Raw genomic sequence first — 12,754 nt, 5'->3', positions numbered from 1 at the left:
ACACCGACACGGGGAGTTGGCATGACGGCACGGGTGGGGCGGCGCGGGCGGTGGGCAGCGGTGGGAGTCGCGGCGGTCGCCGCGATCACCGCGTTGGTCTCGGGTGCGGGCGGAGCGGCGGCGAGTCCGGCGAGCGCCGCGGCCTTCCAGCCGCCGAAGATCGGCCACGTCTGGACGATCATTTTCGAGAACAAGTCCTACGAGGCGACGTTCACGGGGCTGAACCAGAACAGCTATCTGTGGAAGACGCTGCCCAGCTACGGGGAACTGCTGCGGCAGTACTACGGCACCGGCCACTTCTCGCTGGACAACTACCTCAGCCTGGTCGGCGGCCAGTCGCCCGCGCCGGACAACCAGGCGGACTGCCCGATCTACGCCAACGCCCGGCCCGGATTCCCCGCGCCGGACGGGCAGACCTACGCCTCCACCGGGTGCGTCTATCCGCATTCGGTCCGGACCCTGTTCAACCAACTCGACCGGGTGCACAAGAGCTGGAAGATCTATGCCCAGGACATGGGCAATGATCCGGCCCGCGAGGAGGTCTACCACTGCGGGATCCCCGGCGACCCGGCCGGGACCGGGGTCGTCGACCCGGGGAGCGCGACACCCACCGACCAGTACGTGGCGAAGCACAATCCGGCCGCGTTCTTCCACCGGGTCTTCGACAGCCCGGCGGACTGCCGCAATGTCGTCCCGCTCGACGGGTTGAAGGCGATCCCCGGACACCCGCGGATTCCGTCGCTGGGCGACGACCTGAAGACGGTCGCCTCGACGCCGGAGTTCTCCTGGATCACGCCGAACAACTGCTCGAACGCGCACGACGCGACGTGCGTCGGGCCCAACGGCACGGGCAACCCGCACGACCATCAGGGTGGCCTGTTCGCCGCCGACCTGTTCCTGAAGAAGTGGATTCCGCAGATCATGGCCTCGCCCGCCTTCCAGAAGGACGGCGAGATCCAGATCGTGTTCGACGAGGCGTTCCCGCCGTACAAGATGTACGGCAACTCGATCGCGGACTACATGGGCAACAGCGATCCGTCCTTGAACGTCCCGACGGACACGGCCCAGTCGATCGTCGCCTGCTGCAACGAGCTGCCCGGGCCGAACACCACCCAGCCGGGGGATCAGGCCTTCGGCCAGGACACCACCCCAGGCGGCGGGATCACCGGCGCGGTCTTCATCAGCCGGTTCATCAAGCCCGGGTCGATCAGCGACCAGCCCTACAACCACTACAGCTGGTTGCGCAGCATGGAGAACCTGTTCGGCATCACGACCGGTGGTGTCGACGGCCGGGGCCACCTCGGGTACGCCGGCGCCGACGGGTTGCGTCCGTTCGGGCCCGACATCTACAACAACCCGACCGGGCAGGCGCTCGAGCCGGCCCCGAGCGGAAGCTCGGTCTACCCGGCTACCGGGAGCATCAACTCCACACCCACACCGAAGGTCGAGCACGCGTCGGTTCCCGTCCCGGTGGGCGGGCACTGATCAGTTGACCGCACGCCGGCTCCTCGTCCTGGCGGTCGCCGCGGTCGCGATCGCCGGGGTCGCCGGGTGCAGCGACCCGCCGGCGCCGCACGACCCGAGCCCCGCGCAGGTGGTCGCGTCACTCGGGGCTGTGCCGATCCCGTCGGCCGGGCCCGCCGTCACCACCCCGACCGCCGTTCCGGGCCGCCCGGCCGTCCTCGCGATCGGCGGCCCGGTGCGGGTCACGCTGCCCGGCGGGTCGACCGTGCTGGCCACGGCGCTCGGCCCCCGGCAGGTCCACACCGCGCCGACCCGGTCCGCCACCCGACGGCGTCCGCCGGATTCCACCAAGGCCACGATCACCCTGCGGCTGCAGGCAGTTCGGGGCGACCTGATCGCCGATGCCGGCCAACTCTCCTCCCGCGACGAGACCGGCAAGGCCGTCGCGTTGACCCCGCGGGGCGCCACCCGGGTGCACGCGCGCCCGGGCCTGGCACAGACGCTGACCGTCGGCGGGACCTTCCCGACCGGAGCCGCTCAGGTCACCTGGCGGTCGGGCAGCCACGTGCTCGCCGTCTGGACCTTCAACATCGAGCTCGACTGAGCCGACCGGTCAGCCGGCCGGACTCTGGCTCGCCGAGGAGCCCGCACTCGGGCTGGCCGACTGACTCGCCGGCGCGCTCGTGGTCGATGTCGCGGTCGGGGAGGGCGTCGGGCTCGGCCCCTGGCTCGGGGTGGGACTGGGCGTGGGGCTCGGCGTGGGGCTGGGCGGTGCCTGGTCGATGGTCAGCGTGATCGCGGTGGCCGGGCCGGCATTGGTGCCACCGGCCGGGTTCTGGTTGATCACGGTGCCGGGGGTGCCGCTGCCCACCTGGGTGACGCTGTTGACGTTGGTGAAGCCGCGGTTGGCGAGGATCTGGTGCGCCTGCGCGTCGGTCTTGCCGAGGACGCTGGGCACGTTGACCTTGCCGCTGGACACGATCAGCGTGATGGTGCTGCCCGGCGCGACGTTCTGACCCTGCGGCGGCTGGCTGTCCAGCACGGTGCCCTGGGCCTGCGTACTCGCCTGGGAGATCGGGCCGCCGACCTTGAGATGTGCGGCGGCCAGGGCACGTCGCGCGGCAGCCAGCGAGAGGCCCTTGAGCGGCGGTACGGCGGTGGTCGCCGGACCGCTCCCGATCTGCACGTTGACCGCGCTGCCCCGGTTGACGTTGGTGCCGGGCGACACGCTCTGCGTCAGGACCTTGCCCTTCTGGGTCGGGTCGGAGGCGAGCGGGGTGACCTTGCCGAGCTTGAGGCCGTTGGCCTTGAGCCGGTCCTGCGCCTGGCTGCGGGTGAGCGAGGTCAGCGACGGGACGGTGGACTGGTCGGCGTCGCTGCCCAGCAGCTTCGGGATGAGCAGCGCGCCGGCGACGATCACCCCGATCACCAGCAGCGCGAGCAGCGCGAAGCCGATGGTGCGCCGTCGTCGCCGCCCCGCCGCGGCGGCCGCGGACTCGGTGTCGGTGTCACCGAGAACGGTGGTGCGGTCGTCGTCGGAGAGCACCGGTTCGGCGAGCACCGGGCGGCCGGAGGTCGCCCGCAGCAGGTCGGCGCGCATCTCGCCGGCGCTCTGGTAGCGGTTGGCCGGGTTCTTCGCCATCGCCTTGAGCACGATGGCGTCTGCCGCCGCGGACACGTCGGGGTTGAGCGAGCTGGGCGGGTTCGGGTTCTCACGCACGTGCTGGTAGGCGACCGCGACCGGGGAGTCGCCGGTGAACGGCGGCGAGCCGCTGAGCAATTCGTAGAGCAGACAACCCGCGGAGTAGACGTCCGAGCGGGCATCGACGTTCTCGCCGCGGGCCTGCTCCGGGGAAAGGTACTGCGCCGTACCGATGACCTGCGCGGTCGAGGTCACGGTCGCCGCGCTGTCGGTGACGGCACGGGCGATGCCGAAATCCATCACCTTCACGGCGCCGGTGCGGGTGATCATCACGTTGCCGGGCTTGACGTCGCGGTGAATGATGCCGTTGCGGTGGCTGAAATCGAGCGCCGCGCAGATGTCGGCGGTCACCTCCATGGCGCGGTCCGGCATGAGCCGGCCCTCGTCGGCCAGGATCTCGCGGAGCGTCCGGCCCTGGACGTATTCCATGACGATGAACGGCGTCGCGCCGTTCGGGCCGCTGCGGTCCTCGCCGGTGTCGTAGACCGCGACGATCGACGGGTGGTTCAGCGCGGCCGAGGCCTGCGCCTCCCGACGGAACCGGGTCTGGAACGACGGGTCGCGGGCCAGATCGGCGCGCAGCAGCTTGATCGCGACCTCGCGGCCGAGTCGGACGTCGCGGCCGTGCAGGACCTCGGCCATGCCCCCGTGCCCGAGCGGGTCGCCGAGTTCGTAGCGCTCACCGAGCCGGCGAGGAGTGGTCATCAGTGACCACCCCGCTGCGAGAGGACCGCCTGCATGACGGCCTTGCCGACCGGAGCGGCCGCCAGACCACCGGTGGTCTCGTTGCCGGCGACACCACCGTGCTCGATGATGACCGCGACCGCCACCTTCGGGTTGTTGGCCGGTGCGAAGCCGATGAACCAGGCGTGCGGCGCCTTGCCGGGCGCGTTGTCGGCGGTGCCGGTCTTGCCGGCGACCTGCACGCCGGGGATCTGCGCCGGCTTGCCGGTGCCGTTGTCGACGACGCTCTTCATCATCGTGGTCAGCTCACCGGCCACCTTCGGCGACACCGCCTGGCCCTTGGACTGCGGCTTGGTGGTGTCGACGACGGTGAGGTCCGGGGCCTGGATCTGCTTGACCAGGTACGGCGACATCAGCTCGCCCTTGTTGGCGATCGCCGACGCGATCATCGCCGCCTGGAGCGGGGTGAGTCGCACGTCCTGCTGGCCGATCGAGGACAGCGCCAACGCGGCGGCGCTCGGGATGTCGCCGATGCTGCTCCCCGCGACGGTCAGCGGCATCTGGAAGCTCTGATCGTCGATGCCGAAGGCCTCCGCCTGCTGCCGGACCGCCTTCTCGCCGAGGTCCATGCCGAGCTTGGCGAAGGCGGTGTTGCAGGAGATCGTCAGCGCGTCGATCATGCTGTCGGTCTGGCCGTTGCCGCACTGCTCGCCGTCGAAGTTGTGCAGCTGGTGGCTGGTCTGCGGCAGTGTCAGCGCGGTAGGCGCCTGGAGCTGGGTCTGCGGGGTGCGGCCCGCCTTCAAGGCGGCCGCGGCGATCACGGTCTTGAACGTCGATCCCGGCGGGTAGGTCTGCGCGATCGCCTTGTCGAGCAGCGGGTCGCCCGGTGCGTTGATCAACCGGTTGTACGCCGCCCGGATCTTGTCCGGATCGTGCGACGACAGCAGGTTGGGGTTGTAGGACGGCGTACTCACCATGGCCAGGATCGCACCGGTGCGCGGGTCGAGTGCGACCACCGCGCCGGTCTGTTTGGCCATCGCCTCGTAGGCCGTCTCCTGCGCCTTGCGCGAGATCGTCAGGACGACGTTGCCGCCCTTGGGGTCGCGGCCGGTGAAGAGGTCGGAGAGCCGGCGCAGCGCGAGCCGGTCGTCGGTGCCGGCCAGCACGCTGTTCTCGGCCCGTTCGATGCCGGCCGGTCCGTAGACCAGCGAATAGAAGCCGGTCGTCGGCGCGAAGACCTGGCCCTGGGAGTAGGTACGCAGATACTTCAGCCGGTCGTTGGTCGCCTTCGACGAGGCGATCGCGACCTGGTCGGCGACGATGTTGCCGCGCGGGTGCTCGTATTCGCCGAGCAGCACCCGGGAGTTGGCCGGGTTGGTGGCCAGCGAGTTGGCCTCGACGAACTGAACGTAGGTGAGGTTGGCGATGAGCGCGCCGAACAGGACGAGGACGGCGACCACGATGCGGCGGATCGGCTTGTTCATCGACGCACCACCTCGGTCGCCGCCTCCGCGGTCGGCGTCCGCGGGGCCGGCTCGGACCCGGGCCGGCGGGCCGCGTCGGAGATGCGCAGCAGCAGGGCGATGAGCGCGAAGTTGGCCACCAGCGACGACCCGCCGTAGGAGAGGAACGGGGTCGTCAGGCCGGTGAGCGGGATCAGCTTGGTGACCCCGCCGACGATGATGAAGACCTGCAGGCCGAAGGAGAAGGCCAGCCCGGTGGCGAGCAGCTTGCCGAACGGGTCGCGCACGGCGAGGCCGATCCGGAAGCCGCGGATCGAGATCACGGCGTAGAGCACCAGGATCGCGACCAGGCCGAACATCCCGAGCTCCTCTCCGACCGTGGACACGATGAAGTCGGTCGCCGCGAACGGCACGGTCTCCGGACGTCCGGCACCCAGACCGGTCCCGAAGAGACCGCCGGTGCCCAGACCGAACAACGCCTGCACGATCTGGTAGCCCTGGTCGGCCTGGTACTTGAACGGGTGCAGCCAGATCTCGACCCGCTCCTGCACGTGTGCGAATGCGATGTACGCCGTGTAGGCGCCGCCGACGAACAGCACGATACCGATCAGCAGCCAGGAGGTGCGTTCGGTGGCGACGTAGAGCATCACGACGAACAGGCCGAAGAGCAGCAGTGACTGACCCAGGTCGTTTTCCCGCACCAGGATCAGCAGGCTGATCACCCAGCCGACCAGGACCGGGCCGAGGTCGCGGCCGCGCGGCAGGTCGATGCCGAGGACCCGGCGGCTGGCCAGGGACAGCACGTCGCGTTTGGCCACGAGGTAGCTGGCGAAGAAGATGATCAACGTCAGCTTGGCGAACTCGCCCGGCTGGATCGAGAAGCCGGCCACCCGGATCCAGACCCGGGCGCCGTTGACTTCGCTGAACCGGGCCGGCAGCACGGCGGGCAGCACCAGAAGCAGGAGGCCGGCCAGGGCCAGGGTGTAGGCGTAGCGGGAGAGCACCCGGTGGTTGCGGACGACGACCAGGACGAGGATGAACAACGCCAATCCGATGCAGGTCCACACGATCTGCAGCCGGGCGTCCGACGACGGCACCGGCTGACCACTCTGCCTCGCCTGCTCCTCGGCAGCGAAGTCGAGCCGGTGGATGAGCACCAGACCCAGACCGTTGAGCAGCGCGACGGCGGGCAGCAGCAACGGATCGGCGTACGGCGCGACGAGGCGCACCACGACGTGGGCGATCAGCCAGATGACCGCGAACCCGACGCCGTAATAGACGATGTCCTTCTCGAGGTGGCCCCGGGTGTTTTCATCCACGATCGCGTCGGCGGCCACGACGGCGAGGACCGCGAAGAGCAGCATCGCCAACTCGACCCCGCGCCGCTGGGGCACCTGGCGGATCGCCGTGGTCATCGGCAATCCCTCCCGCGCACCTGGGTGGGGAGCGGCACCGCGGGGCTGGGCGAGGGGGTGCGGGTCGGTGTCGACTTCGGGGTGGGTCGGCCCGACCGGGCCGGCGGGGTGTGCTTGGTGGACCGCGCGCTCGGTGTCGGCCGCGGCGTGGGTGTGGGACTCGGGGTCGGCTTCGGACAGGGCGGGAGCGTCTGGTTGCTGACCAGGTTGGCGAGGATCGCGTCGGCCTGCCCGCGACTGTCGGCGCTGATGCCACTGTCGACCTGGTTGCGGGCCACCGGCACCAGGTCCTGGCGGCGCAGGGCGCTGGTGTCCACCCGGTGGTAGAGCCGCAGCCCGGCGAGCGAGACGTGCAGACCGCGGTAGACCGCGACCCGGTTGCCCTGCACGCCGACGAAATACTGCGTCTGGGTCCACCGGTAGAAGCCGAAGAGGCCTCCGGCGAGGACGATGAGCACGGCCAAGCCGATCACGACCCTGCGCCGGGCGCGACTCCGGCGCGGCGGCTCATCTTCGTCGTCCGCGTCGTCGTCCGGACCCGAGGGCCCGTCGTCGTCCGGCGGGGCGGCCGCCGCCTCGGTCATCGCGGCCCGCGCCGCTGCGCTGTCGGGCCTCAGTGGGCGTCGGCGTCCGCCGGTGCCGGCCGCGCCGTCGACGACCGGCTCGTCGTCGCCGTACTCGACGTCGATCACGTCGGCCACGATGCAGGTGATGTTGTCGGGGCCGCCGCCGCGCAGGGCGAGCTCGACCAGCCGGTCGGCGGCCCCATGCGGGTCTTCGATCCGCAGCGCCTCGACCATGGTCTCGGCCGAGACGACGTCGGACAGGCCGTCGCTGCAGATCAGGTAGCGGTCGCCGAGGCGGGCCTCGCGGATGGACAGGTCGGGCTCCACCTCGCGGCCGGTCAGGGCCTGCAGGATGAGTGAGCGCTGCGGGTGGGTGCTCGCCTCCTCGGCCGTGAGCCGGCCCTCGTCGACCAGCGACTGCACGAACGTGTGGTCGCGGGTGATGGGCGCGAGCTGGTCGCCGCGCAGCAGATAGCCGCGGGAGTCGCCGACGTGCACCAGACCGAGACGGCTGCCGGCGAAGAGGATGGCGGTCAAGGTGGTGCCCATGCCGTCGAGCTCGGGCTTCGCCGCGACGACCTGGCGCAGGTCGGCGTTGGCGCCGTCGACCGCATCGCGCAGCTGCGAGATGAGATCGCCGTGCGGGTTGTCGTCGTCCAGCGGGGTGATCGCCGCGATCACCGTGCGGCTCGCCTCCGCCCCGCCGACGTGGCCGCCCATGCCGTCGGCCACGGCGAGCAGCCGCGGACCGGCGTAGACCGAATCCTCGTTGTTGCTGCGGGTGAGGCCGCGATCGGACCGCACCGCGTATCGCAGTGCCAGGGTCACTGGGCACTCCGGGACGGCTCGGACGACGGGGCCGTCGAGATCATGAGCGCAACTCGAGGACCGTTTTGCCGATCCGGATCGGTACGCCGGGGCGCACCAGGGTCGGCCCGGCCACCTTCGTCCGGTCGAGGTAGGTGCCGTTGGTCGAGCCGAGATCCTCGACGTACCAGTCGTTGTCGCGGGCGGTGAGCCGGGCGTGCCGGGAACTCGTGTAGTCGTCGGTCAGGACCAGGGTGGAGTCGTTGGCACGCCCGATCGTGACCGGCTGCTCGTCGAGGCGGATCTTGGTGCCCTGCAGCGAACCGGCCGTCACGATGAGCTGGCGCGCGGCCCGCCCGCGCTTCTTCGGCTTGGCCTTGCTGGCCTGCGTCGTCCGCGCCGTACTCGGTGCCGGCCGCGGCCGGGAGTGGCCGAAGACGTCGGACCGGACCACCCGCAGTGCCGCGTAGACGAAGAGCCAGAGCAGCACGAGGAAGCCGAAGCGCATGGCCTGGATGACGATGGGGGCGTTCATCGCGGCCCCTGCCTCGGCGGGGTCACGACGGTTCGATCCGGAAGACGATGACGCTGTGACCGGCCCGGATCACGTCGCCCTGCTGGAGCCGGGAGGTGCGCACCCGCTGGCCGTTGACCAGCGTCCCGTTGGTGGAGCCGAGGTCCTCGATCAGCACCGCCTGGCCGTCGTACCGGACCACCGCGTGGCGGCGGGAGACGCCGGTGTCGGCGAGCCGGATGTCGGCGTCCTGCCCGCGGCCGATGAGGGTCGAGCCGGGCCGCACCGGAAACCGCCGGCCGGAGTCATCGACGATCAGCACGGGCGACGGGGTCGGCCGGCGGGGAGCGGCGGTCGCCGCGGCCGGTGTCTGGGCCGGCACGGGCGGCACGGCCTGGGTGGGTGCCGGACCGGGTGCGCTGCGCGGCGTGCCGGCGGGCTGGCTCGGGGATTCGCTCGGCACGGCCGGCATGGAGAGTGAGTCGTGCGGACGCCGGCGGGGGCCGACGTCGACGTCGACGTCGCTGCTCACGCGGAACACCCCGGTGCGCAGCGCATCGTTGCGGGCGAAGGCCACCTCGATGTCGCCGTAGGCCGACCAGCCCTCGTCGTCGACGTACTCCTGGACCATCTCGGCGAGGGTGCGGGTCAGCTGCCCGGCCCATGGGGAGAGCCGGTCGTGATCGGCCGGGCCGAGCTCGACGGTGTAGCGGTTGGGCACGAGGACCCGGTTGGCGCCGAGGATGGCCTTCTTGTCCTCGGCCTCACGCTGGAGCGCCTTCGCGACCTCGACCGGCTCGACCTGGCCCTTGAACAGGCGCGCGAAGGTGCCACCCACGAGGCCTTCGAGCCGTTGCTCGAAGCGCTGCAGCACACCCACGGTCGTCCTCCGTTTCCTCGGGCTGATCGTATCCGGGCCGGTCGGGCCGGGCTCTCTGCGCGTCGCCCTGGCCGGTGCCGGGGACCCCGAGGCGGACCCGGGCGGGTGCTCGACGCCAGGTCAGCGGGGGTATCGGCGACCGATCGCGGGTCCGGGCGTCCGGTCGCTGCATGCTAGTGTCGGAGACCGCTCGGGCGAGTGGCGGAATGGCAGACGCGCACGGTTCAGGTCCGTGTGTCCGCAAGGACGTGGGGGTTCAACTCCCCCCTCGCCCACTCCGGGTCGCACCTTTCGGGTTCTCCCCCTCGGAATGCCGCCGGTGCCGGCCGCCGGTGTTGGGTTGTCGGCGCCGGCTGGGACGATGGTCGTATGCCGGTTCACAGCAGCACTGCGTCGCGACCTCAGGCCGAGACGCTGCTGCGGGCGCTTGCAGGCGACGACGCGACGCTGCGGTCCGACCAGTGGACCGCGATCGAGGCGCTGGTCGCGGACCGCCGGCGGGCGCTGGTCGTGCAGCGCACCGGATGGGGCAAGAGCGCCGTCTACTTCGTGGCGACCGGGCTCCTTCGCGACGCCGGCGCCGGACCGACCGTGATCATCAGCCCGTTGCTGGCGCTGATGCGTAACCAGATCGCGGCGGCCGAGCGGGCCGGAATCCACGCCGCGACGATCAACTCGACCAACACCGAGCAGTGGCACGAGACCTACGACGCCGTACGCCGCGGCGACATCGACGTGCTGCTGCTGTCCCCCGAGCGGCTGAACAACCCGGATTTCCGGGACAACGTGCTCCCGCAGCTGGCCGCCACCTGCGGGCTCCTGGTCGTCGACGAGGCACACTGCATCAGCGACTGGGGGCATGACTTCCGTCCCGACTTCCGGCGGCTGCGCACCCTGCTGACCGAGCTCCCGGACGGCATCCCGGTGCTCGCGACGACCGCGACGGCCAACAGCCGGGTCGTCGACGACGTCGCCGACGTGCTCGGCCTCGGCCAGGAGGACGCCGATGTGCTCGTGCTGCGCGGCGCGCTCGACCGCGAGTCGCTGCGCCTCGCGGTGCTCGACCTGCCCGACGAGCCGACCCGGCTGGCCTGGCTGGCCGATCACTTGGGCGAGCTGCCGGGATCCGGGATCATCTACACGCTGACCGTCGCCGCGTCGCAGGAGGTCGCCGACCAGTTGCGCGGCCACGGCTACGACGTCGCCGCCTACTCGGGGCAGACCGAGCAGACCGAGCGGCTGGCCGCCGAGGACGACCTCGTCAACAACCGGGTCAAGGCGCTCGTCGCCACGTCCGCGCTGGGGATGGGCTTCGACAAGCCCGACCTCGGATTCGTCATCCACCTCGGCGCGCCCGCATCGCCGATCGCCTACTACCAGCAGGTCGGCCGGGCCGGCCGGGGTGTGGCCAGCGCCGACGTGATCCTGCTGCCGGGCCACGAGGACCAGGCGATCTGGGACTACTTCGCCTCGGCCGGCTTCCCGCAGGAGGGTCAGGTACGCGTCGCCCTCTCCGCGCTCGCCGACGCCGGCGGGCCGCTTTCGACCGCCGCGCTGGAGACCTACGTCGACCTATCGCGGACGCGGCTCGAGACGATGTTGAAGGTGCTCGACGTCGATGGTGCGGTCCGCCGGGTGCGTGGCGGCTGGGAGCCGACCGGAGAGACCTGGCAATACGACGCCGATCGCTACGCGAAGGTGGCGCAGGTCCGCCGGGACGAACAGGCCGCGATGCGCGCCTACCTGCGTACCGACCGGTGCCGGATGCTCTTCCTGCGTGAGCAGTTGGACGACCCCTACGCGCAGGCGTGTGGGCGGTGCGACAACTGTGGCGGGATCGCGCTCCCCACCGGCGTCACCGACGTCACGGTGCAGGCCGCGGCCGACCGGCTGGCCCGCCCGGGCGTCACGATCGACCCGCGACGGCAATGGCCGACGGCCATGACGGCCCTGGGGATCGACCTCAAGGGCAAGATCCCGGCCGAGGAGACGACCGAACCGGGCCGCGCAGTCGCCCGCTTCACCGATCTCGGCTACGGCCCCCGGGTCCGCGACGCCCTCGCCGCCGACCGTCCCGACGGCGACCTGTCCGCGGACCTGCTCGGCGCGGCGGTGCAGGTGCTCGCCGCCTGGGGATGGGAGGAGCGCCCGGCCGCGGTCGTCGGCGTCGGCTCGCACACCCGGCCCCAGCTCGTCGCGAGCCTCGCCGGCCGGATCGCCGAGATCGGCCGGCTGCCGTACCTCGGCACCGTCGCGCATGTCGGTGCCTCCGCGCCGACCCGGTCCAACAGCGCGCAGAGGCTACGTGCCGTCCACGACGCCTACGAGCTGCCCGACGATCTGGCGCGCGCGGTCGGTGGTCTCGACGGCGCGCCGGTCCTGCTCGTGGACGACTACCGATCCACCGGCTGGACGCTCGCGGTGATCGCCCGGCAGTTACGGCGCGCCGGCGCCGGGCGGGTCTATCCGCTCGTGCTCGGCGTCGAAGGCTGACCGCCGCCCCGATTTCCATGATCGTGATCGGATTTGTACGGCGTTCCGCGGCTCTTTCCGATCACGATCAAGGTCGCGAAGGCGGGCGGAGGTGCTCCCGCTACGGCTGCCCGTCACCCCGGTGGGCGCCGACCCCCACCGTCGGCGGTGGCCCGCCGTGGCCGTTGTGCTCCGCGGGCACCGGTGGCGGGCTCTTCGCGAGCCAGTAGACCCCGAACTCGTAGGCGCCGACCAGGACGACGGTGACGAGGATCCACACCGGCGTCATATCGATCGCGAGGAGCAGGATGAGCCCGAGGACAGCGCCGCCGGCGTAGAGCCAGCCTTTGTGCGCGGCCACCCACCGGCGGGTGCCGTCGTCTTTGGCCCGGCCGGAGAGGGCGCGGGAGACCCCCGCGACGGCGTGGCCGACCGCCACTGCGGCGACGTAGATCCAGTGCCGGAGGGCGCGGGCCCACCGGTAGGGACCGGTCACCAGGGCGATGGCCGCGATGATCAGCGCACCGGCCAGCAGCCACGCGGTGAGGGTGAAGTATCCGCCGAGCACGGTGCTGATGATCTCGCGTACCGCGGGGCGGTTCTGCGGTTTGGCCGCGCCGGCGAGCCGGCCCTCCATGTAGTAAGTGAGCCGCCGTACGACGACCAGGGTGAAAGCGCTGGCGAAGGTGAGCTGCAGCAGCGTGCGCCGCCGGGTCCGGGACAGCGCGAGCGTCAACAGGAAGAGCACCGGCGCCAGGATGAGCAGCAGCAGGGTGATGCTGTCGAA

The 12,754-nt window shown here is 71.3% G+C and carries 10 protein-coding genes and 1 tRNA gene; 4 read left to right on the top strand and 7 right to left on the bottom strand.

The genetic code is table 11. The features are described 5' to 3' along the window. Window positions 1–21: 21 nt before the first annotated feature. Both VGH85_05810 and VGH85_05805 read left to right on the top strand, forming a co-directional pair. Window positions 22–1,485 carry an alkaline phosphatase family protein gene (locus tag VGH85_05810; protein HEY2173312.1) on the top strand — a complete coding sequence of 488 codons (1,464 nt, stop codon included), beginning with the start codon at window positions 22–24 and terminating at the stop codon, window positions 1,483–1,485. Window positions 1,486–1,489: 4 nt separating this feature from the next. After that, window positions 1,490–2,068, top strand: coding sequence for a hypothetical protein (locus VGH85_05805; GenBank protein ID HEY2173311.1), 579 nt, complete (start codon window positions 1,490–1,492; stop codon window positions 2,066–2,068). Between the two features lie 9 nt (window positions 2,069–2,077). Here VGH85_05805 and pknB read toward each other — a convergent pair whose 3' ends face one another. From pknB to VGH85_05775, 6 genes are read right to left on the bottom strand one after another with little or no spacing between them, the layout of a single operon-like run. Further along, window positions 2,078–3,871 (bottom strand): Stk1 family PASTA domain-containing Ser/Thr kinase, encoded by a 1,794-nt coding sequence (pknB, locus tag VGH85_05800; GenBank protein ID HEY2173310.1) that lies wholly within the window; start codon window positions 3,869–3,871, stop codon window positions 2,078–2,080. Beyond that, on the bottom strand, window positions 3,871–5,334 hold the full coding sequence (locus VGH85_05795) for a penicillin-binding protein 2 (protein HEY2173309.1): 1,464 nt from the start codon (window positions 5,332–5,334) through the stop codon (window positions 3,871–3,873). Before VGH85_05795 ends, pknB begins: the two co-directional genes overlap by 1 nt. After that, on the bottom strand, window positions 5,331–6,728 hold the full coding sequence (locus tag VGH85_05790; protein HEY2173308.1) for an FtsW/RodA/SpoVE family cell cycle protein: 1,398 nt from the start codon (window positions 6,726–6,728) through the stop codon (window positions 5,331–5,333). Before VGH85_05790 ends, VGH85_05795 begins: the two co-directional genes overlap by 4 nt. Then, window positions 6,725–8,122, bottom strand: coding sequence for a protein phosphatase 2C domain-containing protein (locus VGH85_05785; protein HEY2173307.1), 1,398 nt, complete (start codon window positions 8,120–8,122; stop codon window positions 6,725–6,727). Before VGH85_05785 ends, VGH85_05790 begins: the two co-directional genes overlap by 4 nt. A gap of 40 nt (window positions 8,123–8,162) precedes the next feature. Further along, complete coding sequence (locus VGH85_05780) at window positions 8,163–8,636, bottom strand: FHA domain-containing protein (GenBank protein HEY2173306.1); 474 nt, start codon at window positions 8,634–8,636, stop codon at window positions 8,163–8,165. 22 nt (window positions 8,637–8,658) lie between these two features. Beyond that, entirely contained in the window at window positions 8,659–9,495 is an 837-nt protein-coding gene (locus VGH85_05775) for a DUF3662 and FHA domain-containing protein (GenBank protein HEY2173305.1), read from the bottom strand. Window positions 9,496–9,687: 192 nt separating this feature from the next. Here VGH85_05775 and VGH85_05770 point away from each other — a divergent pair. Further along, window positions 9,688–9,770, top strand: a tRNA-Leu gene (locus VGH85_05770). A 94-nt stretch (window positions 9,771–9,864) separates the two neighbouring features. Further along, window positions 9,865–11,988, top strand: coding sequence for a RecQ family ATP-dependent DNA helicase (locus tag VGH85_05765; GenBank protein ID HEY2173304.1), 2,124 nt, complete (start codon window positions 9,865–9,867; stop codon window positions 11,986–11,988). A gap of 100 nt (window positions 11,989–12,088) precedes the next feature. Here the strand turns inward: VGH85_05765 and VGH85_05760 are convergent. Beyond that, the coding region (locus VGH85_05760; GenBank protein ID HEY2173303.1) for a hypothetical protein at window positions 12,089–12,754 on the bottom strand (666 nt) is incomplete at its 5' end.

The sequence above is a fragment of the Mycobacteriales bacterium genome, assembly GCA_036497565.1.
In the GTDB taxonomy this organism is placed as follows: domain Bacteria; phylum Actinomycetota; class Actinomycetes; order Mycobacteriales; family QHCD01; genus DASXJE01.
The sequence above is the reverse complement of the archived record's forward strand: the minus strand, read 5'-3'. Positions and strand labels throughout refer to the sequence as shown.

Coding starts and splice junctions, on each gene's coding strand:
- VGH85_05810 (HEY2173312.1), top strand. CDS start 22: ATGACGGCACGGGTGGGGCGGCGCGGGCGGTGGGCAGCGGTGGGAGTC.
- pknB (HEY2173310.1), bottom strand. CDS start 3,871: ATGACCACTCCTCGCCGGCTCGGTGAGCGCTACGAACTCGGCGACCCG.
- VGH85_05795 (HEY2173309.1), bottom strand. CDS start 5,334: ATGAACAAGCCGATCCGCCGCATCGTGGTCGCCGTCCTCGTCCTGTTC.
- VGH85_05790 (HEY2173308.1), bottom strand. CDS start 6,728: ATGACCACGGCGATCCGCCAGGTGCCCCAGCGGCGCGGGGTCGAGTTG.
- VGH85_05780 (HEY2173306.1), bottom strand. CDS start 8,636: ATGAACGCCCCCATCGTCATCCAGGCCATGCGCTTCGGCTTCCTCGTG.
- VGH85_05765 (HEY2173304.1), top strand. CDS start 9,865: ATGCCGGTTCACAGCAGCACTGCGTCGCGACCTCAGGCCGAGACGCTG.